The organism is Dyadobacter sp. SRI_021 (assembly GCF_057586235.1).
Map to the genome: position 1 here is coordinate 843,197 of NZ_JBYCZM010000001.1, position 26,352 is coordinate 869,548.

A 26,352-nucleotide genomic window follows, 5' to 3' on the forward strand; every position below is an offset into this window, starting at 1 on the left:
TTATCAAAATTTACAAAACCACTATGAATGTGAAAGTGTTCTATCGGGATGGAGTCAAAAGCCTGCTTCTGGTAGCCGCATTAATGCTCTTGCAAAGCTGCGGTTTTCTTAAGAGCAAGTTTGGCAAGGGAGGAAAAGAAGAAAGCGGTATTCAAAACGGTGAAATCACTGCTACGGCCCGCAAGGGATTCAAGCAGACAACACCAGCCGGGATGGTCGTGATCCCCTCGGGTTCTTTTGTGATGGGCCAGGCTGACGAAGACATCGCTTCCTCCATGAACAACATGAACCGCCGGGTGACTATCAGTTCATTTTTCATGGATGACACTGAAATCACCAACAACGAGTATCGTCAGTTCGTGAACGCGTTGCTGGTTGACTCCGTATCCGTACTCGGTGAGGAGGAAATCATGGCCAAGTACTACCCTGATACAACCGTTTGGAAAAAAGACTTTGCTTATTCGAACGGAGATCCATTCGTAGAATACTATTATCAGCACCCTGGTTTTGATACCTACCCTGTGGTAGGCGTAAGCTGGATTGCTGCAACTTACTTCTCGAAATGGCGCACCAACCTGCTTCACGATTTCCAAAACAAGGAGGGCCAGTTCAACTCAACGGGTTTCCGTCTGCCGACAGAGGCCGAATGGGAATGGGCTGCAAGAGGTGGACGTGCCGTGGCGAAATATCCCTGGGGTAACCCGTACACCATGAATGCAAAAGGCTGCTTCCTGGCAAACTTCAAGCCTCAGCGTGGTAACTACGATGCCGACGGATATCCTTACACCGGCCCTGCAAACGCTTATAACCCTAACGACTTCGGGTTGTACAATATGGCTGGAAACGTAGCGGAATGGACTTCAGATGCCTACACAGACAATGCGACAGCGATTGTATGGGATATGAACCCACAATACAACGACCCTAACGAGCCACGCAAAGTGGTAAAAGGAGGTTCCTGGAAAGATATCGCTTACTACCTGCAGACCGGTACCCGTACCTACGAGTTTGAAACAGAAACCCGTGCATTCATCGGCTTCCGTTGTGTAATGGATAATGTAAACGACCGCGGAGGAGCCCGTGCCCGTCGTCGCTAAAAAACACTTTCAATTTAAAAGAAGCAGCGTTTTTACTCTGCTTCTTTTTTACGATCAGACCGAATCAATCCAACACTTTACTTACTATAATTTTTTCACTGTAACCGATTTCAATTCACATGGCTAAGAGTAGCGGACCTAATTTTTTTTGGGATAAACTAGTACCAACAATATACAGTGCGGGTGCTGCCGTCGTAATTTTAGGAGCTTTGTTCAAAATCCAGCACTGGGACGGAGGTGGCCCGATGCTAACGGCAGGTCTTGGAACCGAGGTTCTGATCTTCTTGCTTTATGCATTGCAAACGCTTACCCAATCGGTTGATAAAGAGCCGGATTGGACCCGTGTGTATCCCGAACTCGCCGACGATTATTCAGGCCCAGCCATTTCAAGAAGCTCAGCCCCGAGCAGTAACATCACCGCCAAACTGGATAATATGCTGGACAATGCGAAAATCTCCCCCGAGATTTTCGACAGCCTCGGCAAAGGTTTTAGAAACTTGTCTGAAACAGTAAGCAAAATCACCGACCTTACCGACGCGACAGTTGCTACAAATGACTACGCGAAAAATGTGAAGACTGCCTCAACCGCAATCAGTGATATGAACAAGTCTTACGGCGTAGCGATCAACGCGATGTCTTCGATGGCCGATGCCACTAAAGACGCGCAGTCATACCGCGATCAATTCCAGCAAATCACTAAGAACATGGGTGCGTTGAACGCCGTATACGAGCTGGAATTGCAAGACACTACCAAACACCTGAAAGCGATGAACGCTTTCTATGGTAACCTGACAGCCGCTATGGAGAACATGGCTGACGCCACGAAGGAGTCGCAAGTGTTCAAGAGCGAAATGGCGAGACTAACCAACAATATCTCTTCATTGAATGGCATTTACGGCAATATGCTGACCGCAATGCGAGGTGGCAATGCGTAACAGCGCCCAGGCGATGACTCTGTGATTTCCCTTTGGGACTCCCCGTCCGGGTTACAGAGTCATTGTTGTTAGTTAAATAATTTGATCACTGAAACTGATTACACAACAATATGGCAGGTGGAAAAGAAACACCCCGTCAAAAGATGATTGGAATGATGTATCTGGTTCTTACGGCAATGCTCGCATTGCAGGTAAGTTCAGCTATCATCGAAAAATTCCTCCTTCTGAACAATTCGTTGAAACTATCCTCTGATGCGGCAGGTAAAATCAATCAAGAAACAGTATTGAAGATCAAGGCCGCCGTCGAGAAATCCGGAAACCGCGCTGCGGACCTAGCGGTCATCAAAGAGGCCGAACAGGTGCGCAAGCTATCTTCGGATATGTCGAACGAACTGAACGCATTGAAAGATGAGATTATCAAAGATGCAGGCTCCGGTTATAACGAAGAAGGAGCGATCAAAAATCCACAGGAAGAAACCAAAGTGGCCGAATTGATGATCGGCGTTCGCAAGAATGGTAAGGCGTATGCATTGAAGCAAAAATTGAACGCCTTCACTGCAGAGCTTAACAAATTTTCTCCCAACAAATTTAAAAATCTGGCCCAGGATGGTCGTGAAGACGATCTTGCAAAAAACAACAAAGACCAGCGCAACAAAGACTTTGCAGAGCTTAACTTCGAATCTACCCCCGTTGCTGCTGCGTTGGCCGTGTTGAGCCAAAAGCAAACCGACATCCGCCGTATGGAAGGCGAGGTGTTGAATTACCTGGCCAGCAAAGTAGGTGCTGCGGATATCAAATTCGACCGCATACTGGCAATGGTAAGTGCCGACGCGAAAACCGTCGTAGCGGGTACCAAATTCAAAGGACAAATGTTCATCGCGGCTTCCGCTTCCGGTATCACCCCGCGTATGAGCTTGAATGGATCGCCTGTTAAAGTTGAAAACGGTGTGGGTATCATCGAATTTACAGCACAAGGTGGTGGATACAATGCGGAAGGTCTTGCTAAAAGAGAGCTTCGCGGACAGATCACGATCCCTACCCCATCCGGCAAAGACACTACTTATACAATGACTCAGGAATACTTCGTAGTGAAGCCTTCCTACCAGATCGAAACAGGAACACTGCCTCCATTGTATTTGGGCTGTGCCAACAAGCTGAGCATCCAAAGCCCTGCACTCGGGCCACTTTGGGCACCCAACTTTTCGACGGATGGTGGAGAAATCATTCCTAGCGGTCAAAAAGGTAAATTCACAATTGTTCCTAACAAAGCAAGCCTGAATATTACGGTAAGCAATGCTGGTAACGTGTTAGGCTCTGAGCCTTTCCGCGTGAACCGTGTTCCCAAGCCTTCTTTGGAAATACGTGTAAACGGTGCCGCATTTGACGAACGTCGTGGCGCCCCTGCTTCCGGTACCAGAAGCATTCAGGTAATAGCGGTTCCCGACGAGAGCTTCAAAAACTTCTCGCCAGAGGACGCCAAATTCCGTGTGTCGCAAGTTGAAATCTCCCTGGCCCGTGGTGCAAGAAGAATCAATGGCGTAACATTGAATGGCGGAGGCGGCTCAATCTCCTCTTTGGCATCGCAAGCGCAGCCTGGCGACCGTTATGTGATCTCGATCCTGAAAGTAGAGCGTCAGAATTTTAAAGGTGCTGTGAGCGAGGTAGAAATGGGTAACCAAACTCGTACTGTACCGCTATACTAATCCACCGCATTTAGTCGTTGATTGGACAATACAACTTTATGTATGATATGAGAAGAATGAACGGAAAAACGATTGCATGGTCTTTGCTGTCGCTGTCTCTTGCAAGTACTGCCGCATTTGCGCAGGAGAAAGAGGATTCGACTGCGAATCAGTTCTCGTCGCGCCCCATCGCCGATGGCGACGTGATGATGAAAAGAACGCTCTGGAGACGGGTCGATTTGAAAGAAAAGCAGAACATTTCCATGTTCTCTAAAAACAATGAGATCACACGCTACTTGTTGGATGCGGCGAAAGCAGGGTTGATCGATGCTTATACAAACGACTCCTGCGCAACTAAAATCACGGGTGACGAACTTCACAAACGTGTTTTAATCCCTAACCAGACTGCCGGTCTTTCTGCCGAGGAAATCGCGGCAGGTTTCGGAGAACCCGCCAAAGCAGACGGTTGGGATACGAAAGCCAAAACAGACCCTAGCAAACAAGCCGCTAACGCCGACGATGGCTGGGGTGCCAAAAAGGATACAAAAAAAGAAGCTGAGCCGGTAGACGACGGTTGGGGGCCTCCTAAGAAAAAGTCATCCAAAAAAGGTGCTAAAACTGAGGTTGCCAAGGAAGAACCAAAAGTGGAAGCTCCAAAGCCGGATACCACTTCTTTCGAAACTCAGCAAATTGCTGCAACAGAAGAAGAATATTTCCCCGATCAGTTGAGCATTCTGGAAGTGAAGGAAGACTGGATTTTCGACAAGAAACGTTCACGCCTGTATACCGACATCCAGACGCTGACGATCGTTCTCCCTGCTGACCAGACTGCAACAGGACTTGAATTGCCGGTAGCCTCTTTCCGTTGGAAAGACGTTGAAAGACTTTTCAGAAGCGATCCTAAGAAATATATCTGGTATAATACCCACAATACCGCCCAAAACAAGAACCTGGCAGATGCCTTCGACCTTCGTTTGTTCTATGGACGGATTACCAAGTTCTCTAACGCCAACGATAAGGCATTCCTCGACATCTACAATGGAGAAAAAGAGGCCCTGATCAAATCCCTGAACTACGAGCAGGAACTGATGGAACTGGAACACGGCCTTTGGGAATACTAAGAATAACAGATATCAAAATACGAAAGAGCTTCCACTTGGAAGCTCTTTTTGTTTGTGCTATATCGCCGCACGACAGCTCATGCGCTTTCATCTCGCTTATGCCGTTCACCTTTCAAAAGCTTTTCATGGCAATAAAAAAGGTCAGCTATAACGGGATTATCCGTTCCAACTGACCTTTCTTATTAATTGATAGATTTCTCGTTAACCTGCTGAATTGATTATTTTCTTTTCAGGTTCAATTTCAATTTGGTTGCCATTCTCACTTGTGTATCCGTCAACCCGAGTGCTGCGATTGTTTTGTTGTAATCTTTCAGTGTTTCAGCATTTAAACGTCCTCCTACATTTACAACTTCGCCAGGAACGACAACGATGCGAATATCTTGGAAAGTTCTTTTAGGAGCCTCGTCCTGATCTTCACTCCAGTTGGTAGGCAACAACTCAACAAAAAATGTCTTATTCTGAACAGCATGCACAAAGGTATACGAGCTATACTTGTTGCCAGCGAAAAGGACGAGGCCAGGCATCGGCCAGTAAACATTTTGAGATTTCAGGTAGACCAATACAACAGATTTGCTCAAAGCCGAATCTTCTTCCGCAGTAAGGTTGTCCTGACCTATTATAAACCCGCCCGTACTGTCTGTATCGACCTGACCCGTTGAAAGGATTATTGCCGAACTGCCGGCTCCGTCTTCTCCATCCTTACCTGCAGGTCCAGCCGGCCCAGCCGGCCCCTGGGGTCCCGTCGCACCTGCCGGACCGACAGCTCCGTCGTCCCCCTTGCAACTTACCATAGCGATCATTAACACCACAGAGGCGAATAGTAATAATTTTTTGAGCATAACTGTTAAAGTTTAGAAAGTGATTAATTGAAAAACTGTATGAGTCAATACGCAGACGAAGCCTGTTCTGACGAGGACAGAGGCGTATAACGCATAAATTATATAAAAAAATTAACTATTCCTTTCGGGCATCCAAAGAATCAATTTGTGCTTCCAGTGTACGGTAGTGTGTAAACTCACGCAACATTGCCACATTACCATCCGGAAGTTTCATTTCAACTGACCAGTTCATAGAGGCGGCCAACTGAAAGATCATGAGTTGTACCTGATTACCGGCAATGCGAGGCAAGTCACTTTCCATCGCTTTGTCGTTCATTGTTTGCTTGGCTTCATTCAAAATGGCTGTATAATCGTCGCTGTGAAAACGATTGAGCCAGCCTTGCTCGATGTCATAAAACTTGTAATCAGTATCAATAGAAAGGATTTCCGGAGCGGGGAAGAAATCAATTACCAATTTGCGCTCACCATCGGGTCGGTGGAATTTCATTTTGCTAAAATCATATCCCACCAGCACTTTGGCCTTCGCGATAATCAAGGCTTTCTTTTTATCATTAATGAGATTCCAAATGTTTTTGTCATTCTGGTAATTATAAATCTCCGTAAAATAGCCTTCGGCCATTACTACTTTAAATACCTTCTCGATACGTTCGATCAATACGGAAGCTTCCTGTGTAGACACATATTTCTTCGACTTCCTGCCCTGCAACCAGGTATTGAGTGCAGCTCCGGCCAGGCCACCGGCAATGAGGGTAATGATCAAAAAAAATAGTGTAGTGGAGTCCATATCTCTATTTTTGTACCGATTAAAATTCAAATAAAAACGGCACAATGCCAAATAGCCCACAGAAATATCTGGTAACCGTAGCGGGACCCACAGCGGTAGGAAAGACAGCACTGGCGATCAGGCTTGCGCGGGACCTCGGTACTGAAATCATATCCGCCGACTCGCGTCAGTTCTTCCGCGAACTGAGTATTGGCACAGCAAAGCCTACGCCCGAAGAATTGATGCAGGCGAAGCACCATTTTGTCGATTCTCATTCTATTTCGGAAGCATACAGTGCAGGAGATTTCGAACGCGATGCATTAGCCCTTCTCGAAGTGCTTTTCCGGGATTATGATATAGTGGTTATGACAGGCGGCTCGGGCTTTTATGTCAAAGCAGTACTGGAAGGCCTCGACGACCTGCCCGCCCCTCTCCCGGGGCTACGGGAATCGCTTATGCAGAAGCTGAACGATAACGGGCTTTCCACGCTGCAAGAGGAAATCCGCCGGATCGACCCCGATTTCGCCGCTACCACAGAGCTAGCCAATCCTCAGCGCGTCGTTCGCGCACTGGAGGTGTTTTATACCTCCGGCACGCCTATCAGTCAATTTAAACTAAATAATGCCCGAAACAGGCCATTTTTACCTGTTAATATCGCTTTGGACCGCGACCGGGCTGAACTCTATCAGAGAATCGACCAACGAATGGATGTAATGCTGCAAGAGGGACTAATGGAAGAAGCAAAAAGCGTGATCGCATATCGTGAACACCACGCGCTCAAAACTGTCGGATACCGCGAAGTTTACAGCTATCTGGATGGCGAGTATGATGAAAAGGAAATGGTGCGCCTTTTAAAGCAGAACTCACGAAGATATGCCAAACGACAGCTTACGTGGTTCAGACATCAGGGGAATTTCGAGTGGTTTCACCCCGACAAATACGACCACATTCTGGAGTATGTGCGGCAACAGACAGGTTTGCAATAGGCATTTGACGGAGCCGATGCTCCGTCAAATGAAGAAGTCTTAATCTTCCAGCTCGCGGTAAGCAAGAATGCCTCCCAGTACGTTGCGTACATTAGAGAAACCCTGCGATTCCAGGTAGCGTGCCGCTTTACCGCTACGAGCACCCGAACGGCAGTGAATGATGATTTCCTCATCCTTCAACGGCTCCAGCTCATCCAGGTGATCGGGCAACTCGCCAAGAGGGATCAGTATCGCGCCGAGGTTATCCTCTTCGTATTCGTGCTCTTCGCGAACGTCGTAAAAGTGCAAATCTTCGCCCTTTTCAAGACGCTCCTTCAATTCTTCAACGGTAATATCCATATTTTCAAAAATTTATGACGACTGGGTCTATTGAGAGATTAACATTTTTTGTACGAAAGAACGTTTCCCATCGATAGCCTTAAAGATATAAATACCCTGACTCAGATGGTTAACAGGTGCTGATTGTTGATCGCGCGCAGGCACCAGAGAATGTACCAGCTTTCCACCAGTGCTGTAAATTTCGATCTTTTTGAGCGATTTGCTATCCCAGCTCACCTCGCCCCTGGCCGGGTTGGGATAAAAAATAGCATTGATTTGATCGGCTGGCTCATTGCCTGTAATAATTCCCTGCGCCTTTTTGCCCAGGTATGGCCGGATCATGATCGAGCCTTTCAGCGATGTCTCCTTCGCCCATTCAGTTCCCAGATTATAATACACTACATTCCTGCCCAAAAGCGAATTCCGGTCGAAACCTACCGTCACCGGCTGATCGTTGATCTGCAACCAGCCTACATAAAAAGTATCCGATACAGCGACCGGAGTCGCGAATGCGTAGTCGATGAAACCATCACGCACAGCCGGGTAGCGTACCGCAACCGACCGCTGGGCGATCACTTGATCCGGCTTGCCGCCTTTGCTGCTATAAATCTGAATCGTGAAGCCCTGTCCTGAAATATCCTTGTTGAATGAAACCATCGACATCCGTACCCCGCCGATTGTATCTGCCTTGGCAAGCACATATTGCACAGCAACACGTCCGAGTTTCTGATTCACCTGCACCCCGTATTCGGCACTACCATCGTCGTAGGCGAAGTAATCCGTCAATGCGGCTTTTGCGGTGATGGTGTCATTCGTTTTGAGATTCGCCCCGGGAATCGTGTCGGTTGTGGCGATAAAGAATTTACTGATCAAATGCAGGCTGTCGATCTGAGCGGCTGGGTTAACGGGGGCTATTTTAGCCCGCAACACCTGCGACTTCAATGACTCAACAACAATCGAGCGCTGCACATTGCGGACGAACTCCGTCCCGCGCTGCGCGTCCGTGAGCGTGTAGGTGCTCGTGAGGACGTTGAAGTTGTTGAAATGATTGACAATATCGGTTTTGACAGAATCCGCCGTTGCTGCCGCCGGGTTGATGCGATATTGACGCAGGGGCATCGCCGTGTATTTTTTCAGGATATTCGAGACTGCCTTTCGCATGGCCACATCGAAAAGGTACGGCTGTTTGACCGACCGTTTTGAATTCAAATAGACATAATCCAGATGCCAGGTGTCATAAGGACCTGAGCTCCGGCCGTAAGAGCGGAACCGGAACCGGAACGCATCATGCAGATAGCTCGCATCTTTAATAGCCACAAATTGCTGGTGAAACAGCGTATCCACCTCATACCCGAGCTGCCGCCAGACGGACACCCATTCACCTGCTTTGCTGAAAAATTCCAACTGCAAAAAGTCGCTGGAATCCGGCAGCTCCCCCAGACCTTTCGCTGCCCAGTAAAAACTGAGGTAAACGGAATCGGCGGCGACTTTGCCATTGAGATTAACCGGCTGAGAAGTTAGCGTGTCGGTATACCCTTGAACTAACGGGTTCACAAGATTATAAGGTATACCATTGACATTCAAACCGTCGAATGTTGCCACATTGACCGACGGGTGCGAGCTGGTGAGCGTGTTATTGATATAAACCCCGCTACCCGGCATCCAGTATTTGCTATTGGGTGCCAAGGTTTTAGTAGTCGAAAAATCATCGAAAAAAGGCAGGTTCAATGAAGCCTGTGTACGGAGGTTCTGCGCCTCCGGCTCATCGTCTCCATGGCTGTACCGGGCCTGATCGATCGGCACGATGCGTAATTGCGCGCGCGCAACCTGGCCCTGCACCATGGCCAGCACACAAACCCAAATAAAAATCCTGTGTGTGAAGAATTTTCTACTGCTCCGGTTGATTCTCATTATCCGTCGATTCAGCCGCCTGCGGCGTGACCCACAAGTCGATTACGTCCCCTATTCTTACCTTATTGCCCGCATCGGGGTTCTGCCGCACAATCGAGCCGGCCGCCTGACCTTCCTCGGCTGGCACTTCCATTACCTGTCCCACTTTCAACCCTGCCCCCACAATCGCTATTTTCGCTTCATCCAATGGCATTCCAATCACAGACGGTGCTTCAAACTGTGCCGTACCCAGCCCTTCACCCAATTCCAGGTCGATTTTTGAACCCTTTGCAATCGGCTGACCCGGCAGGATTTCCTTGCCGTTATACATCTGCCTCAAAACCGCATTCTGCGCCATATCAGGCACATAAGAGATATTTCCTTCTTCCAGTCCCACACTTTTCAGCAACATCTGTGCGCTGCGGTGTGTCATATCCGTCAGCTTCGGCATTTTGATCAGTGGCGCGGTGCGGGAAACTACCGTTACATAGATTTTCCGGCCTTCTTTCACCTTCGACCCCGGCAATGGATATTGAGAAATGATGGTCAATGGCGGTACGTTGGTCACAAAAGTACAGTCGACCTCATAGCGCAGGTCACGGTCACCGAGAAAATCGTCCAGATCCGCTACGCTCTTCTTTTTCAGGTCCGGCACGGTAATGGCTTCACCATGATTGGTTGTAAAAGGGAGGTAAACGAAGAAAAACCCCAGAAAGAGGACCAAAAGCAGCGAGACAATGATTCCGATGTGTATAAAAAGATCAGTTCTGGATTGTGTACTTATTTTGGCCATGAATGTATTGAATGGGCTTTTGGTATTATAAACGGGTAAAAATAAACGTAATATTCCAAGATGCCAATATGCTAAACTGCATACGAACCGAGAATTCTCTTGATGTATTTACCCAGAATATCAAATTCGAGGTTCACCGTGTCTCCCGCTTTTAACGAATGGAAATTGGTAAAGTTATAGGTGTAAGGAATAATCGCAACCCGGAATGTATTTTCTCCGGAATTAAAAACCGTGAGACTCACACCGTTAATGCAAATCGATCCCTTTTCGACAGTAATATTGCCGGTAGAAGCATCATACTCAAAGTCAAACAGCCAGCTTCCGTCGCGCTCCTGCACCTGCGTACACGTCGCAGTCTGGTCCACGTGCCCCTGTACGATATGACCGTCGAAACGGCCGTTGGCAGGCATACAGCGTTCAAGGTTTACTTTGCTGCCCGGCGTGAGGTTACCCAGATTGGTCTTCAAAAGTGTTTCTTCGATGGCGGTTACTTTGTATTGGTCGCCGTCCGTTGCCACCACCGTGAGGCAAACCCCGTTATGACTTACGCTCTGATCTATTTTAAACTCATTGGCAATGTCTGATCGGAAAGTGAAAGTTTTGTTAGTCCCTTCCGTGTCGACATTCACCACTTCCGCGATGGCTTCTACGATTCCTGTGAACATTTTAATATCGGATTATAATGCAAAGTTACAATTTCCTAACTGCTCTCCTACCGCACAAAATTCCCGCGCGTACCATTATTCGTGCCCAACTGCTTTTCAATTAGGCTTTCTTTGCGAACTTTGCGGGAAAATAAGCATTGCTTTAATGAAAAAAGTCCTATTTATCGATCGCGACGGTACGATCATTGTTGAGCCTCCTACCGATTTTCAGGTAGATTCCCTGGAAAAGCTCGAATTCCTACCCAAAGCCATTTCTGCATTACGCAAAATCGCGGATGAAACCGACTATGAGCTGGTCATGGTGACCAACCAGGACGGCCTGGGCACCGACTCTTTCCCCGAAAACACTTTCTGGCCCGCTCAGAACAAGATGGTCAAAACCCTGGAAGGTGAAGACGTCCGTTTCGCGAATGTGCATATCGACCGCAGCTTTCCGGAAGATAATCTTCCTACCCGTAAACCGGGCATCGGAATGCTCACTGCTTATTTCTCAAATGAATATGATCTGGCCAACAGCTACGTGATAGGGGATCGACTGACCGACGTGCAACTGGCCGTGAACCTGGGCGCGAAAGCCATCCTTTTCCGTTCGGAACTGCCGGAAGAAGGTATTACCGACCAGATGAACGAAACCACCGCATTGGTTACCAGCGACTGGGACGCTATTTACGAGCATTTGAAACTGCCTTCCCGCAAAGCATTTGTGGAAAGAAATACAAAGGAAACACAGATCAAGGTGGAGCTGAACCTAGACGGAAGCGGCCGTTCCGACATTCATACAGGCCTCGGCTTTTTCGACCACATGCTCGACCAGCTTGCCCGCCATTCAGGCGCCGATTTGTCGATCCACGTAGAAGGCGACTTGCACATCGATGAGCACCATACCATTGAAGATACTGCGCTCGCATTGGGCGAAGCTTACCGTCAGGCGATTGGTGACAAACGCGGAATCAGCCGCTATGGCTTCCTTTTACCAATGGACGAAGCATTGGCACAGGTAGCGATCGATTTCTCCGGCCGCCCATGGATCGTTTGGGATGCCGAGTTCAAAAGAGAAAAAATCGGGGAGATGCCGACGGAGATGTTTTTCCACTTCTTCAAGTCATTTTCAGATACTTCACTATCGAACCTGAATATCAAAGTGGAAGGCGACAATGAGCACCACAAGATCGAGTCGATTTTCAAAGCATTTGCCAAGGCGATCAAAATGGCGGTAAAACGCGACCTTAAAGCGCTGGATTTCATGCCTTCGACCAAAGGGGTACTTTAATTTTTTGTTGAACAGCGAGTCTATATAGCATTTTTTAGCTATTTTTGCTCATCCTACATTGCATTATAATCGAGTACAACTATGATGATGACCATTGTTATGATTGCGTTTTATGTAGTTCTACTGACCTCAGCGTTCCTGGTTGGGCGTTGGTTGGAGAACAATGAAAGGCAATGGAAAGCGAATAAATAAGGGTTGTTAATACGACCCTTTTTTTGTTCATTTTAATCCGAGCTCTAACAAAAATTCATTCCCAGATTACACTAAAAAGTGCCATACTGAACGTTTTAGTGGCATTAAGTGTTATTTTGGTTCTCAAAAAACTATTTTCCCGTGTTCAGAACACTTTGTCTCATACTGCTTACGGCCTTTCTCATCTGTAAAGCCACAGATGTTGCCAGTCTGCTGCTGGCCAAGGAAAAGGCATCTGTGGTTTGTGATTCAGGAACCTGCGACAACGAGGAAAAAACAGAGGTCGAAAAGCTGAACGACGACCAGGTCCTGACTTCACATAACGTCCATTTTGACCGTTCGGTGACACTTATCCCGGTCAAAAGCTCATTCTTCTATACTGCGAATTTCGATAACGAGATTTACCGCAATCTGCTCTCTCCGCCTCCGGAGTTAATCTGATTTCTTTCATCCAAACTTTTTAGGGTTCATTGCCATCGCGACGTGATGTTGTATTTCCGCGTCTCTACGGGCATGTTCCTCGTATTATTCATTCCATTATTCCAATCAAGAAATCATGATAAGGGCTTATAATCAGTTATTTGAAAACAATAAGAAGTGGGCAGAAGAAACAACTAAGGAAAATCCTGATTTCTTCTCCAACCTGGCGAAAGGACAATCCCCGAAATTCCTATGGATTGGTTGCTCCGACAGCCGCGTACCCGCCAACCAGCTTACCGGCACCCAGCCCGGCGACATTTTCGTGCACCGTAACATCGCCAACATGGTGATCCACACGGACATCAGCATGCTCAGCGTACTCGACTATTCGGTGAACGTACTCGGCGTGGAGCATATCCTCGTATGCGGTCATTACGGCTGCGGCGGGGTTATCACCGCAATGGGCAACAAGCAGGTAGGTCTGATCGACAACTGGTTGCGCCACATCAAAGACGTGTACCGCCTGCACGCACAGGAACTGAATGCCATTGAAGACCCGAAAGAACGGGCCGATCGTTTCGTTGAGGTCAACGTACAGGAGCAAGTACGCGACCTTGCCAAAACAACCATCGTACAAACCGCCTGGGCGAATGGTAAAAGGCTGCAATTGCACGGCATGGTGTACGATATCAGCAATGGCATTCTGAAAGATCTGGACGTAACCATCGATGCCAGCAACTTTGCCGACGACGTATACCGTCTCGAAATACCGCAGCTTGTCTGACTAGCGGTTCTGCATTCCGAGTAGTCCAATTTTTGATCCTTATTGAATCAATCGTATGTCATTGAATAATAAAAGTTTGTTCGCCAATATCAAATACGATTTACCTGCCGGGCTTGTCGTATCCCTGGTAGCGCTGCCGTTATGCCTCGGTATTGCGCTAGCCTCGACCGGGCGCTCCGATCTTCTTTTTTCGGGTGTTATTGCCGGTATTGTAGGCGGAATCGTAGTAGGCTCGCTGAGCGGCTCCTCCCTGGGTGTGGCAGGTCCGGCAGCGGGTCTGGTTGTGATTGTACTCAACGCGCTCGATACTCTGGGGAGCTTCGAGGCATTTTTGCTTGCGGTAGTGCTTGCGGGTGCTCTGCAAATAATCGCCGGTTTCCTCAAAGCCGGTATTATCGGTTACTATTTCCCTTCGTCGGTGATCAAGGGAATGCTTGCAGCCATTGGTATTACGCTTATTTTAAAGGAGATACCGCACGCATTCGGCTACGACGCCGATTTCATGGGCGACGAAGCCTTTGCACAGAAGGACGGCCGCAATACCTTCACGGAGGTTTGGTATTCATTCAGATATAACAGCACGGGAGCAATCATCATTTCAGCAATTTCGCTCGCGATGCTGATCCTGTTCGATAAGCCGTTCATGAAGCGCATTCAGCTTTTTCGGTATATTCCGGGTGCTTTATTCGTCGTCATGACAGGGGTGATCCTGAACCTCGTATTTGGTTCGGTAGCACCGCAATGGGTACTGAGCGGCGAGCATATGGTGCAGCTTCCGGTTGCTTCGAGTGCGCAGGAGTTTTTTAGTTTCTTTAAAACACCTGATTTCTCCGCATTCAGCAAGCCTGAGGTTTACACCGTGGCATTGACGTTGGCTATCGTTGCGAGCCTTGAGACGCTGCTTTCCGTGGAAGCGACCGACCGCCTCGACCCATTCAAGCGTACCACGCCTACCAACCGCGAGTTGATCGCACAAGGTACAGGTAACATGGTTTCAGGCTTGCTGGGCGGGTTGCCGGTAACGCAGGTAATCGTCCGCAGCTCCGCCAACATCGATTCGGGTGGCAGAACGAGACTGAGTACCATCATTCACGGTACGATCCTCCTTATTTCGGCAGTTTTTATTGCAAAATACCTCAACTACATCCCACTCGCATCGTTGGCGGCAATATTGCTGATGGTCGGTTATAAACTGGCCAAATTTGAACTGTTTAAAGGAATGTACAAGCTTGGTCTGGAACAATTCATTCCATTTGTAGTGACGATTATCGCAATTCTGAGCACCGATTTGCTTAAAGGTATCGGAATAGGAATGGTAGTGGCGATCTATTTCATCCTGAAAAAGAACCACAAACATTCTTACCACTATATCAAAGAGGAGCACCGCGACGGCGATGTGATTACGCTTTTGCTCTCTGAGGAAGTCACGTTCCTCAACAAGGGAAGCATCAGCGCCACGCTGGATAATCTGCCTGATGGCGCTACCGTGGTGATCGACGGCTCCAAATCAATGAATATCGACTACGACGTTCTCGAAATCATTCAGGACTTCAAAAAACACCAGGCGCCGCTGCGCAATATTATCGTGGAAACACGTGGTATCGGCGAAGTGGAAGCTGTGGGAGCTCATTAGCATAACCTGTTTCATAATGAAGGCCCGCCTCCCTACGGAAGCGGGCCTTTCTGTTTGTAATAAGTTGACAAGCAGATTAACTTAATTCTTTTGCTTCAACCGCTGGATCAGCATGTCGTTGAATGTACGTTCAGCTTTATACAATTCGATCACCTGACTGGCTGTAATTACTTTCAAAAACCTGTTTTGGTATTCCTTTTCGAGGTCTAGCTCCTTTTGGCGGAGTTCCTGTACCTCTTTGAGGTTATTCAGCACCGATTCGTCGTTTTGGCCTTCAGCTTTTTTGTCATTAATAATTTTTCGTTGCGAACGGTGTATTTCACGCCTCTTTTGCGAGTACTCATTATACATCGGCCAGAAACCGGTGGATTGCTCCGGCGTCAGGTTCAGGCGGTTGGTAATGATCGCCACCTTGGCGTCCTGGATCTTCTTTATTTCTTCTTCAGAACGGCGCTGGGCCTGGGCCGCCGTAGACGCAACCCCGATGAATAGGAGTAAAAGAGCAAAAGTGTTCCGATACCGTTTCAATTCAATTTGTAAGTTCATTTCGATTGTTCGTTAGGGTCAAATCTTCTCTTGGCCAACCATAGCTTCCTCCAACTGCTGGCGAAGAATATCGTCTTCCAGGCCGTCCAGGTAATTCAGCACGGTCGAATCGGATTCGAATGCTTTCTGGACCACCTTGTGCTCGCTTAAATCGTAATAACTGATGTCCTGGTCTTCCAGGTAACTGATGATAGAGGCGTTACTGATATCGCTCAAAGGCTCCTGGCCCAGCGATCCCTGGCGTTCTGGTACCGTCACCCACACGAGTACGAGAATCAATGCTGACGCTGCCGCCAATCCGAGGGAGCGTTGCCACGACCAGCTAACGAGGGGTTTACGGACGGGCTCCGCGGGGATCCGCCCCTGAATCATTTGCGGCAGCTTGTCAAAATAACCTTCCGGCACGGAAAAGGGAGTTTCCCTCTTCAGATCATCCAGCCGTATACGTTTTTTGTCCATGATTATTTATATTTCCTGTCTTGTGAAGGTTTGACTAATGTGAATCCAAATAGTTTAATCTGTATCGTTCAAAAAATCCTCAATTTTTTTGGAAGCCCAATGATATGAGGCTTTTAACGCTCCTACTGACGTTCCGGTGATTTCCGAAATCTCTTCGTAGGGTAAATCTTCAAAATATTTCAGGTTAAATACCAAACGCTGCTTTTCTGGTAATTTTAATAATGCCTTCTGCAATTTCAACTGAACGGCATCGCCGCTCACATCGGGGTCGGCTTCCAGTTTTTCGCTCAGCTCATTCTCTACGTCGTAAATCGGGATAAAATATTTTCGCCGTTTTTTATTGAGAAAGTTAATGGCTTCGTTGCTCGCAATGCGGTACAGCCAGGTGTACAGCTTGGCGTCGCCGCGGAAGTTCTCGAGCGCGCTCCATGCTTTGATAAAAACATCCTGGGTAATGTCATTGGCATCATCATGATCCACCACCATCTTCCTTACCAGCCAATATACTTTTTGCTGGTACTTCCGCACCAGCTGATTGAAAGCGTTTCTTCGCGTTTCGGGATTTTCAAATAGGGATAGTAATTCTTCGTCGGACATTTAATCAGTATTAACCTGATCGTTTTTTACAGGGGAAATCCGCGTGACCAATAATTGTACCGGGGCCCGAAGTCAACGCCGATCAATAATAGTTTATTTTTTTGTGCAGGACAAATAAAAGAGCTCTGAGAATGCAAAAATGGCATTTTGCACTCCCAGAGCTCAATTCAATCTAATCTATTGATTAATCTGATTTGATGAATATTCAGATTTGATCAATCTTATCTATTCTCTAATCAATTCCCGTCGACTTAAGTCGACGGCAAGGCGATGCATTCTCTTGTGAGATGTCTTGATGACATTCGGCACTCAATAACGCAACATGCTTTTTAATCCGATTCCGTCGACTTGAGTCGACGAGAAAAGCGATGCATTTTTTGCAGGATGACACGATGCGATCCGGCACAATGACAATGCAGAATGTTATTTTCTTGCGATCGCGCGTTTGGCGGCTTCAACGATGTGTTTCGCGTCGAGACCGTATTTTTGGAGCAATTGCGCTGGCGTACCGCTTTCTCCGAAGCTGTCGTTTACAGCTACGTATTCCTGCGGAACGAGTTTGTTTTTAACCAAAACCTGCGCCACGCTGTCACCCAAACCACCAATGCGGTTGTGCTCCTCAGCTGTCACCACGCAACCTGTTTTCTCAACCGATTTCAGGATCGCTTCTTCATCCAGCGGCTTAATGGTGTGAATATTGATGATCTCCGCATTAATACCCTCCGCTTCAAGGATTTCGCCAGCCTGAATCGCTTCCCATACCATGTGCCCGGTAGCGATGATACTCACGTCGGTACCTTCGTTTACCATCCATGCCTTACCGATTTCGAATTTCTGGTCGGCATCGGTGAAAACAGGGATTACCGGACGACCAAAACGCAGATAAACTGGTCCGTCATGGTCGGCAATCGCGATGGTAGCCGCTTTGGTCTGGTTGTAATCGCAAGGGTTGATAACGGTCATGCCTGGAAGCATTTTCATCATACCGATATCTTCGAGGATCTGGTGGGTAGCACCGTCTTCACCCAAAGTAAGACCTGCGTGCGAAGCACAGATTTTCACATTTTTACCTGAATAAGCTACGCTCTGACGGATCTGGTCGTACACACGGCCTGTCGCGAAGTTGGCGAAAGTAGTGGCAAAAGGGATTTTGCCTCCGATAGTCAAACCGGCGGAAACACCGATCATGTTAGCCTCGGAAATACCGCATTGGATAAAACGTTCAGGGTTTTCTTTGATGAACGGTTCAAGTTTCAAAGAACCAACGAGGTCGGCGCAGAGCGCTACGACGTTGGGATTTTGCTGCCCCAGCACGTGCATTCCGGCACCAAAGCCCGAACGCGTATCTTTCTTCTCAGTGAAGGTGTATTTTTTCATTTTGGATATGTCTGTTTTGTGAAACCGCACGCATTAATGTGCTGGTCCGGATATTAATAATCTCCCAAAGTTTCGTCAAGCTGAGCCAGTGCCGCCGCCAATTGCTCGTCGTTAGGCGCTACACCGTGCCATTTGTGGCTGCCCATCATGAAGTCGACGCCGTAGCCCATGCCGGTGTGGAGCAACACCATGATCGGTCTGCCATGTCCCAAACGGCCTTTGGCTTCGTACAGGCCTTTCGTCACTGCCGCCATGTCGTTTCCTTCTTCGATAGAGATCACTTCCCATCCGAATGCTTCATATTTGGCACCCAGATCACGGTTGTTCATTACCTTGACAGTCGGGCCATCGATTTGCTGGCCGTTCAGGTCAATGAATGCGATCAGGTTATCCACCTGGTGGTGCGGCGCAAAAGTAGCGGCTTCCCAAACCTGACCTTCCTGCTGCTCGCCGTCGCCCATCAGTACATATACGATTCCTTTGTCGTTATTCAATTTCTTAGCTGTTGCCGCGCCCAGTGCTACCGACAATCCCTGGCCCAGCGAACCCGACGCGATACGGATACCTTCGAGGTGCTCATGCGTGGTAGGGTGTCCCTGCAGACGGGAATCCAGCTTGCGGAAAGTAGCCAGTTCCGATACGGGGAAATACCCTCTGCGCGCCAACACGCTGTACCATACCGGGGAAATGTGGCCGTTCGAAAGGAAGAAAAGGTCTTCGTCCTTGCCATCCATGTCGAATACAACCTTACCATCGTTTTCTTTAAGCTTCATACGCTCAAAGTACAATGCTACCAACAATTCGGTGCAACCCAGCGACCCGCCAGGATGTCCCGACTGACAACCATGTACCATTCGTACGATGTCCCTGCGAACCTGGGATGCTACTTTTTCTAATTGTTCAATTTCCATTTTCATTTATTTTCTATTGGACTGTCCTTAATCGGGTTACCCGAGTGCGGGACGATTTAGGCGGCGTAAATGTCCTGCTATTCGGAATGGTAAAATGACTGATTATTATTCAGTTTTTCCAAGAATTTGATCAGTGTGTTTCGACGATTCCACTTTGGAAATAATCTCTTCAATGATCCCTTTTTTGTTGATGACGAAAGTTGTGCGCAGTACGCCCATATAAGTGCGCCCGAACATTGTTTTTTCTCCCCAGACGCCGTAAGCTTCTACCATTTGATGCTCCGTATCGGCCAGCAGGGGAAATGGGAGGTTATATTTTTTGATAAACCGCTGGTGCGATTTTTCGCTGTCGGGACTCACCCCGAATACCTTGTAGCCCTTTTTCAGCAGCGCTCCGTAGTTATCACGGATATTGCAGGCCTGACTGGTGCAGGTAGGTGTGTTATCTTTGGGATAAAAGTACAAAACAACTTTCTCCCCCTTCAAATCCGACAGCTTTACTTGGTTTCCATCCTGATCTTTTACTGAAAATGCGGGTGCGGGGTCACCGACTTGTAGTCCCATAATCTATCTTCTACGTTTTCTGGTTTTCTTAGGTTTAACAACCAGGTCTACCAATTCTGTTCGCAAGATAGTACTATTTCCTGCCCTATCCGTCACTTCCAACACGAGTTCTCCTTCAAATGGCTGGCTATCATCCAGTTTTTCCGACCATATATAGCCCTTTTTAAAATCGTAATTCAGCAAAACCCATTCACCATTCACCATTGCCTTGGCATTCGCGATCCCCGACATGCCATCACCCACATACCCGCGTATGCGGTGCTTGCTATGCTCGACCAGGCGCGCCCGCGGCGGAACGGTATCCTCCTGGATTACAAACGTACCCAGCTCACGGGTGTCGAAACGGATCTGGTCGCCCTCCCATTTACCGCCCAGAAATCGGTAATCGCCGTTCAGATAACGGTACACATAAGTGCGCGACTTGTCCTCAGGCGCTTTTTCAGGCGTGAAGGTGACGTGAATGTAGTCGTTCAATGCCGTGCCGCGGTTATTAATGGTTAATGCATTGAAATTCCGCTGGCCCATTAAAAACAGCGTATCGAAAAGACTGGTGTTATCCAGGTCAACCGACCATTTCGCGTCCTTGAATGACGACGCAACACCGGGCAGCACCTGACTGCGCAGGAAGGTCTTTACGGTAGTAGTGCCCACTTTCACCGAATCAGGCATTTCTTTTCTTAAATCGGTCAAAAAAACCGCTGATTCACCTGCATACAGGTTAGGGACTTTCTTCTCTTCTTTTCCTTTAATATAAAATATCGCGAACGGGTCCTGGCTTCGGTAGAACTTCGCTTTCACCACGAGCGTATTCTCCCGGATTTCGGTTTGTACATATTCCGGGTTTACCTCCGTATTAAACACAGGAAGCTGCGGGTTCTGAGGCTCTCCTTTAATTGTGAATATCAGCTCAGAAAAGTTTTCGTAAGAGTCCGAGATACGAACCTTCACCTCATGACTCAGAGTATCCGCGATATTCAGCTTGCCGTTAATCGCATTCGTTTTATATAAATTGAATTGATTCCCGTCCGGAACGTAGCATTTCAGAAAACGCTGGCCAGTTGCCTGCTCGGTTTCGTAGTCGATGAGGTTGTTATAATCACGGGTCGAAGCATTGGGAAATACCTCAATATTATAGGAAAACACTTCCTGCCCGTCCATTTTGATTTCAATGCACTGCAAACCATAGCGAAAACCGGTCCCGGTCATCTGGTCAAATGCAACGAGGTCAAGGCCGACGATGCCTGTCGCGGAAACCGGCTCAGTCAATCGCCACGTGCCATCTTTGAGTTTCACCGGCGTATAGACCCGGCGATCAAATTGCCCGTTCACCCGGCCGTTAATGTCCATCGGCCGGATCGCCAGGTTTACGAACTTGGGAGGTGTAACATCCTTGATTTCATTAAACCCAAAATACAGCGGGTTCAGATAGTTATCCTTCGAATCGCGCACTTCGAAATGCAAATGCGGCCCGACCGAACCGCCCGTATTCCCCGACAACGCAATTACCTCCCCTTTTTTGAAGGTAAACTGCCCCGCCTCCGGAAAAAGATCTATTTCAAATGTCTGCTTTTTATATTGCTCCCGCCGCACCCATGTCGCCAGAGGATCACTGAATTTCAGCAAATGGCCATACACTGTCGTTTGCCCGTTCGGGTGGCGGAGATAAATTACATTACCATAACCCGTGCGCTGAACCGCCACTTTGTACACATAACCTTCCGCAGCCGCGTACACAGGCAAGCCCTCGCGCTGCTGCGTGCGGATATCCAGGCCCGCATGGAAGTGGTTGCTCCGCAAATCGCCCAGGCCACCGGCCAGCGAGTTGGGTAAACCCGGACGAATCGGGAACTGGTAATAACCTTTCGGATAGGATTGTTTTTGAGCCAATGCTCCCCCCGCAATACCTGCTAACCCCAATACAAACAATCCTGAACGGACAAATGCCCGAAAATAATGACGCATGAAAAAGTGCTTGAATAGTCGGTACGACGACCGGGTGATATGACGAGTATGGTTTACTTAACGAACAGTTCGAGCATCTTCTTGCCTTCGATCGAGGCCGTCAGCTTGTCGCCGATCTTTACCGGGCCCACGCCTTTCGGAGTGCCTGTAAAGATGAGATCGCCCGTTTTGAGCATAAAATATTTCGAAACAAAGGAGATCAGGTAATTGATGCGGTAGATCATCATCGACGAGTTCCCGTTCTGGCGCATCTCGCCATTCACATCCAGGCTGAAATTGATATCCTGGACATCCGCAAAATCCGAAACCGGCACGAAGTCCGACACCGGAGCCGACCCATTGAATGCTTTGGCAAGCTCCCACGGCAACCCTTTTGCTTTCAGCTCGGATTGCAGGTCCCGGGCAGTAAAGTCCACCCCTATCCCTATTTCATTGTAATATTTATGAGCGAATTTCTCTTCGATGTTTTTCCCCGCCCGGTTGATTTTCACCACCAGTTCGACTTCGTAATGAACGTCTTTTGAAAATTCGGGATAATAAAAATCCTCGCCTGGGCGAAGCTGTGCGGTTTCAGGTTTCAGAAATATAACCGGGGAATCGGGTGTCTGGTTGTTCAGTTCGGCGATATGCTCTGCGTAATTCCGGCCTACACAAATAATTTTCATCAGGGGTCAAATGCTAATTTAAAAGGAATGAACGTCAGGGACAAAGCTACTTACAAAGCGGGGGCCTCACAATATTTGTCACAATTTTTCGGCCCTAATGCAGTTAAAATAGTACGACGGTGCCGACGTCTCGTCGGTGCAGGCCATTAACCAGCGTCCCGCTGACGAACACAACACATTAATTACTATTTTTGAACCGAGTAGTCAGGCCAATTTCGCTTACGCATGAAGAAGTACCTTTCCCAATCCCTTTCCTGTACGATTTTCATCCTCCTGATCACCACATTGCTTTCCTGCGAAGTATTCCGGACGACGCCCGAAAGAAACACCTCTTCCCGAGGATCTTCGTCCCGCGGGCGCACGTCAGCTACCCGCCGCCCGCCTGCCCGCAAGCCCGTAGCGAAGGCGCCTGTGAGAAGACCGTCCAGCAGCAAACCCGCGCCCGCGCGGACAGCTACGACTTACTCCCGCCCTGGTGACGCCAACACCGAGAACGTCCCGCAGGTGGTGCAAATCGCCCGGACCTACACCGGCACGCCTTACCGCTCCGGCGGCAATGATAAACAAGGCATCGACTGTTCCGGCCTCATTTGCCAGGTCTATTCCGAAATGGGCGTGAAAGTCCCCCGCATTTCATGGCAGCAGTCGGAGTTCGGCCAGGAAGTGGGCAGTGTGGAAGAAATCAAGCCTGGCGACTGGTTGTTTTTCGTACCCGAGGCAGGCAAGGAAGGGTATGTGTCACACGCCGGCATTGTTACGGACGTACGCGGGCGTGACGAGATCATATTCATCCACGCTTCAACATCCCGCGGTGTACGCGAAGACAATCTGTTTTCGACCTATTTCAAAGGGCGTTTCGTGAAAGCCATGCGTCCTTTCTAAGCGTACTAACCGCTTACGAATCTTTACTGATTAAAATAAACAACTATCGTAGGGGTAGTGCGGAATCCGGTTGTCCTTTTCGAAATTTGTAGTCGTAACTCCATTTTCCTCTCCGCCCCATGCAAGACACCGCAGCCCCTCCGCCGCTAACCGGCGACCGGACATTGGCCATACAGGCCAGTCCGGGCATCCCTGTTTACATTTTCGCCACCGTTTTCGCATCTTTTTGTGTGATTACCGGGCTCATCTGGGATATTTGCTGGCATTTGAGCATCGGTCGTGACGGCCTGTTGTCTCCCCCGCACCTGGTCATTTACCTGGGTGCCGTAGTAGCCGGTTTGTTTTCAGGCTATGAGATTTTGAGAAAGACATTCTGGGGAAATGACGTTGAGAAAGCGGCCAGCGTCAAAATCTGGGGCTTTTTTTACAGTTCGCTGGGCTCTTTGTTCTGCGTTTGGGGCGCATTATCAATGCTTACCTCTGCCCCTTTCGACGACTGGTGGCATAATACCTATGGATTGGATGTAACGATCCTTTCTCCTCCGCATACTGTATTAATCCTGGGCATTATCGGCATTCAGTTCGGTGCCATGATCAGCGTCATTGCAGTGAAGAACCAGATGAAACTTTTCGGTGGTTTTGAAAGGGCGAAAGCATTGGACAAAACACTATTCTCGTTATTTGCGCTTTCAGCAGGATTTCTGTTAACCATCTGGTTTACATTAATATCCGAGGAACTCGGGAGAATGCGGATGCACCGGTCGAGCTTCTACATATTTGCCGGCGCCGCGTTTCCGCTTCTTTTGGTAGCGGCTGGCAGGGCCGTTTCGCATAAATGGGCCGTTACCGCCATGACAGGTGTTTACACGGCCCTCATGCTTGGTACGCTATGGGTCATTCCGCTTTTCCCCGCCGAGCCTAAACTCGGACCCATCCTGAACCACATTACCCATTACCAGGGCTTCCATTTCCCTCTTTTGCTGATCGCCCCGGCCATTGCGATGGACATCCTGCGCTACCGCTTTGCGCATTGGAATGACTGGAAACTCACTGTCCTGCTCGGCGGGACTTTCCTGATCGTGTTTTTTGTCGTGCAGTGGTTTTTTGGCGGATTCCTGATGGAGTCACCGTATGCGCGTAACTGGTTTTTCGGAAGTCATTACTGGTATTTCGGAAATGATCCCAACTGGCAGTACCGCTACAAATTCGGCCCCTGGATGGTCGAGGAAACGCCCCAGCTGCTTAAAGGGCTGGGCATTGCATTGGTTTTAACATTAATATCAACCCGCATCGGACTGGCGTGGGGTAACTGGATGCACCGGATTCAACGATGAAAAAATATCTGTATTTCTTTCTCCTATTGCTGCAAAGCATAGCCTCATATGCGCACGTAGGAAGTGCAGGCGTGCAAATGCAGGCACAGGCCGGCGCGTACAAATTGCTTGTGAATGTGACCCCGCCGGATGTCATTCCGGGAACGGCACAGGTTACCGTTTTTATCGAATATGGCGAGGCCCGCAAAGTGACGGTACGGCCGATCTACTTTTACTCGGGTGACAAGGGCGCGCCTACCGCCGATCCCCTGACACCCGTGCCGGGACAAAAAGGCCAGTTCCAGGGAGCGGTTTGGCTTATGGAGCCGGGCTCGTCCAGTGCGCAGATTGCCATTGAAGGCGTCCAGGGCGATGCGGAGTTGATTATCCCCGTGGTGGCCGTCTCAACGGCAGAGCGGGATATGCCGAAAGGACTTGGTATTGGCCTCAGCATTGTCGGATTGTTGCTTTTCCTGCTGATGATCACGACCATCGGCGCGAGTGTGAGCGACGGTCTTTTAAAGCCCGGCCAAAGTCTTACCGCAGCTCAAAAACGGAAACGATGGATCAATATGGGCATTGCTACCGCCGTATGTTCGCTGATTTTGTATGGCGGAAGCAGTTGGTGGGATAGCTGGGCTGCGGAGTACAAGCAATGGTTGTACAAACCTCTGAATGCCAAAACAGCGATCATCGAAGCTGACTCACAGCGCGTGTTTCAATTAAAGATAGATACCACCAACTGGGATCACAGGAAGAAGAGTAGCATGCTCAGCACATTGATACCCGACCACGGTAAGATCATGCATACTTTCCTGGTGCGGATGCCGGGGCTCGACGCATTTGCGCACGTCCATCCCGACCGCAGGGATAGCCTCACATTTGAGGCTGCTTTACCCGATTTACCTGCCGGCCAATACTTGGTTTACTCAGATATTGTGCAGTACTCTGGCTTTGCCGAAACGATCGTCGACACGTTGACGATCCACGAGAAACCGACCGCTCACGCCGCCAAAGCAATATCAGAGGACGACACCTACATCATTACCGATCCGCTTGATACGCCCGGCAGGGTGCCTATGGGCGAAAATGTGGTCATTTGCGGGAAACCCGGCACCAAAACTGTTTTCAAGGATGGCTCCTACGCCATTTGGGAAGGCAAGCCCGACAAGGCGCTCGAAGCGGGGAAACCCTATCAGCTTAATTTTGAAATATACAACCCGGACAATAGCCCGTGCTTCCCGGAGCCGTACCTGGGCATGCTCGGCCACGCCGTTGTCATGCGTTCCGATGGCTCAGTTTACATTCACCTGCACCCGAACGGTTCTTACTCGATGGCTGCCGGGCAATCATTTGAAAATCGCATATCGGATACGGCTCATGTAGCTAAATGGCCCAGGCCGGATGTTTTCCGCGACAGTATTGACCGGCATTTAGCTCATCTCAAAGCCATGCCGACCATCGACCGCGAGTTGTTCCTCATGAAGGAAATGGGCATGTACAATGCCACCGAAGGCGGTATGACCGGCATGGAGCACGGTACACGCATTTCGTTTCCGTATGCTTTTCCGAAAGGCGGCCAGTACCGGATATTCCTTCAAATTAAAAGAAATGAAAAGGTGCTGACGGGCGCATTCGATGTTAGGGTCAACGATCCGGTTACCTTATAGTAATTCAGAAGTTCAAAT

At 48.7% G+C, this 26,352-nt stretch carries 26 protein-coding genes; 12 read left to right on the top strand and 14 right to left on the bottom strand.

Annotation, left to right across the window (positions count from 1 at the left end):
* Positions 1-23: 23 nt before the first annotated feature.
* The 4 genes from porK to porN all read left to right on the top strand — a co-directional run bounded on the left by porK (position 24) and on the right by porN (position 4,835).
* A complete protein-coding gene (gene porK, locus AC2YIT_RS03465) occupies positions 24-1,097 on the top strand; it encodes a T9SS ring complex lipoprotein PorK/GldK (protein ID WP_106597010.1) in 1,074 nt (357 codons plus the stop codon).
* A 119-nt stretch (positions 1,098-1,216) separates the two neighbouring features.
* The gene (gene porL / locus AC2YIT_RS03470; protein ID WP_430842408.1) at positions 1,217-2,032 is read left to right on the top strand and encodes a type IX secretion system motor protein PorL/GldL; all 816 of its coding nucleotides are present in this window, start codon (positions 1,217-1,219) and stop codon (positions 2,030-2,032) included.
* Positions 2,033-2,142: 110 nt separating this feature from the next.
* Positions 2,143-3,735: a type IX secretion system motor protein PorM/GldM gene (gene porM / locus AC2YIT_RS03475; RefSeq protein ID WP_430842406.1), complete on the top strand. Its 1,593-nt coding sequence runs from the start codon at positions 2,143-2,145 to the stop codon at positions 3,733-3,735.
* A 38-nt stretch (positions 3,736-3,773) separates the two neighbouring features.
* Complete coding sequence (gene porN / locus AC2YIT_RS03480; protein WP_487278235.1) at positions 3,774-4,835, top strand: type IX secretion system ring subunit PorN/GldN; 1,062 nt, start codon at positions 3,774-3,776, stop codon at positions 4,833-4,835.
* A gap of 218 nt (positions 4,836-5,053) precedes the next feature.
* Here porN and AC2YIT_RS03485 read toward each other — a convergent pair whose 3' ends face one another.
* Complete coding sequence (locus AC2YIT_RS03485) at positions 5,054-5,674, bottom strand: hypothetical protein (protein ID WP_487278236.1); 621 nt, start codon at positions 5,672-5,674, stop codon at positions 5,054-5,056.
* 115 nt (positions 5,675-5,789) lie between these two features.
* Entirely contained in the window at positions 5,790-6,458 is a 669-nt protein-coding gene (locus AC2YIT_RS03490) for a DUF4230 domain-containing protein (RefSeq protein WP_487278237.1), read from the bottom strand.
* 44 nt (positions 6,459-6,502) lie between these two features.
* Between AC2YIT_RS03490 and miaA the strand changes: the two genes are divergently transcribed.
* Positions 6,503-7,423 (top strand): tRNA (adenosine(37)-N6)-dimethylallyltransferase MiaA, encoded by a 921-nt coding sequence (miaA, locus tag AC2YIT_RS03495; protein WP_487278238.1) that lies wholly within the window; start codon positions 6,503-6,505, stop codon positions 7,421-7,423.
* Positions 7,424-7,462: 39 nt separating this feature from the next.
* Here the strand turns inward: miaA and AC2YIT_RS03500 are convergent, their stop codons facing one another.
* The 4 genes from AC2YIT_RS03500 to AC2YIT_RS03515 all read right to left on the bottom strand — a co-directional run bounded on the left by AC2YIT_RS03500 (position 7,463) and on the right by AC2YIT_RS03515 (position 11,089).
* Positions 7,463-7,762: a rhodanese-like domain-containing protein gene (locus AC2YIT_RS03500; RefSeq protein ID WP_090374863.1), complete on the bottom strand. Its 300-nt coding sequence runs from the start codon at positions 7,760-7,762 to the stop codon at positions 7,463-7,465.
* A gap of 27 nt (positions 7,763-7,789) precedes the next feature.
* The gene (locus tag AC2YIT_RS03505) at positions 7,790-9,652 is read right to left on the bottom strand and encodes a T9SS type A sorting domain-containing protein (RefSeq protein WP_487278239.1); all 1,863 of its coding nucleotides are present in this window, start codon (positions 9,650-9,652) and stop codon (positions 7,790-7,792) included.
* On the bottom strand, positions 9,630-10,424 hold the full coding sequence (locus AC2YIT_RS03510; RefSeq protein WP_430842394.1) for a PASTA domain-containing protein: 795 nt from the start codon (positions 10,422-10,424) through the stop codon (positions 9,630-9,632). Before AC2YIT_RS03510 ends, AC2YIT_RS03505 begins: the two co-directional genes overlap by 23 nt.
* A 71-nt stretch (positions 10,425-10,495) precedes the next feature.
* Positions 10,496-11,089, bottom strand: a complete 594-nt coding sequence (locus AC2YIT_RS03515; RefSeq protein WP_487278240.1) for a riboflavin synthase — start codon at positions 11,087-11,089, stop codon at positions 10,496-10,498.
* A 145-nt stretch (positions 11,090-11,234) separates the two neighbouring features.
* On the opposite strand from AC2YIT_RS03515, the gene hisB reads away from it, so the two are divergent.
* The 4 genes from hisB to AC2YIT_RS03535 all read left to right on the top strand — a co-directional run bounded on the left by hisB (position 11,235) and on the right by AC2YIT_RS03535 (position 15,388).
* Entirely contained in the window at positions 11,235-12,359 is a 1,125-nt protein-coding gene (hisB, locus tag AC2YIT_RS03520) for a bifunctional histidinol-phosphatase/imidazoleglycerol-phosphate dehydratase HisB (protein ID WP_430842390.1), read from the top strand.
* A gap of 333 nt (positions 12,360-12,692) precedes the next feature.
* Positions 12,693-12,992, top strand: coding sequence for a hypothetical protein (locus AC2YIT_RS03525; protein ID WP_430842388.1), 300 nt, complete (start codon positions 12,693-12,695; stop codon positions 12,990-12,992).
* 115 nt (positions 12,993-13,107) lie between these two features.
* On the top strand, positions 13,108-13,755 hold the full coding sequence (can, locus tag AC2YIT_RS03530) for a carbonate dehydratase (protein WP_487278241.1): 648 nt from the start codon (positions 13,108-13,110) through the stop codon (positions 13,753-13,755).
* A 55-nt stretch (positions 13,756-13,810) separates the two neighbouring features.
* Positions 13,811-15,388: a SulP family inorganic anion transporter gene (locus AC2YIT_RS03535; protein WP_487278242.1), complete on the top strand. Its 1,578-nt coding sequence runs from the start codon at positions 13,811-13,813 to the stop codon at positions 15,386-15,388.
* 81 nt (positions 15,389-15,469) lie between these two features.
* Here AC2YIT_RS03535 and AC2YIT_RS03540 read toward each other — a convergent pair whose 3' ends face one another.
* The 8 genes from AC2YIT_RS03540 to AC2YIT_RS03575 form a co-directional block, all read right to left on the bottom strand.
* The gene (locus AC2YIT_RS03540; RefSeq protein ID WP_487278243.1) at positions 15,470-15,934 is read right to left on the bottom strand and encodes a hypothetical protein; all 465 of its coding nucleotides are present in this window, start codon (positions 15,932-15,934) and stop codon (positions 15,470-15,472) included.
* Between the two features lie 18 nt (positions 15,935-15,952).
* Positions 15,953-16,393 carry a hypothetical protein gene (locus AC2YIT_RS03545; RefSeq protein ID WP_430842380.1) on the bottom strand — a complete coding sequence of 147 codons (441 nt, stop codon included), beginning with the start codon at positions 16,391-16,393 and terminating at the stop codon, positions 15,953-15,955.
* A 54-nt stretch (positions 16,394-16,447) separates the two neighbouring features.
* A complete protein-coding gene (locus AC2YIT_RS03550; RefSeq protein ID WP_487278244.1) occupies positions 16,448-16,990 on the bottom strand; it encodes an RNA polymerase sigma factor in 543 nt (180 codons plus the stop codon).
* A gap of 423 nt (positions 16,991-17,413) precedes the next feature.
* Positions 17,414-18,367 carry a transketolase family protein gene (locus tag AC2YIT_RS03555; RefSeq protein ID WP_430842378.1) on the bottom strand — a complete coding sequence of 318 codons (954 nt, stop codon included), beginning with the start codon at positions 18,365-18,367 and terminating at the stop codon, positions 17,414-17,416.
* A 53-nt stretch (positions 18,368-18,420) separates the two neighbouring features.
* Complete coding sequence (locus AC2YIT_RS03560; protein WP_223400246.1) at positions 18,421-19,278, bottom strand: transketolase; 858 nt, start codon at positions 19,276-19,278, stop codon at positions 18,421-18,423.
* Positions 19,279-19,383: 105 nt separating this feature from the next.
* Positions 19,384-19,842 (bottom strand): thioredoxin-dependent thiol peroxidase, encoded by a 459-nt coding sequence (bcp, locus tag AC2YIT_RS03565; protein WP_487278245.1) that lies wholly within the window; start codon positions 19,840-19,842, stop codon positions 19,384-19,386.
* A 3-nt stretch (positions 19,843-19,845) separates the two neighbouring features.
* A complete protein-coding gene (locus tag AC2YIT_RS03570; protein ID WP_487278246.1) occupies positions 19,846-21,804 on the bottom strand; it encodes a M23 family metallopeptidase in 1,959 nt (652 codons plus the stop codon).
* Positions 21,805-21,857: 53 nt separating this feature from the next.
* Positions 21,858-22,469, bottom strand: coding sequence for a fumarylacetoacetate hydrolase family protein (locus AC2YIT_RS03575; RefSeq protein ID WP_487278247.1), 612 nt, complete (start codon positions 22,467-22,469; stop codon positions 21,858-21,860).
* 225 nt (positions 22,470-22,694) lie between these two features.
* Here AC2YIT_RS03575 and AC2YIT_RS03580 point away from each other — a divergent pair, with 225 nt between their 5' ends.
* The 3 genes from AC2YIT_RS03580 to AC2YIT_RS03590 all read left to right on the top strand — a co-directional run bounded on the left by AC2YIT_RS03580 (position 22,695) and on the right by AC2YIT_RS03590 (position 26,334).
* On the top strand, positions 22,695-23,351 hold the full coding sequence (locus tag AC2YIT_RS03580) for a C40 family peptidase (RefSeq protein ID WP_430842370.1): 657 nt from the start codon (positions 22,695-22,697) through the stop codon (positions 23,349-23,351).
* Between the two features lie 119 nt (positions 23,352-23,470).
* The gene (locus tag AC2YIT_RS03585) at positions 23,471-24,685 is read left to right on the top strand and encodes a hypothetical protein (protein WP_487278248.1); all 1,215 of its coding nucleotides are present in this window, start codon (positions 23,471-23,473) and stop codon (positions 24,683-24,685) included.
* Positions 24,682-26,334 carry a hypothetical protein gene (locus AC2YIT_RS03590; protein ID WP_487278249.1) on the top strand — a complete coding sequence of 551 codons (1,653 nt, stop codon included), beginning with the start codon at positions 24,682-24,684 and terminating at the stop codon, positions 26,332-26,334. Before AC2YIT_RS03585 ends, AC2YIT_RS03590 begins: the two co-directional genes overlap by 4 nt.
* Positions 26,335-26,352 lie beyond the last annotated feature (18 nt).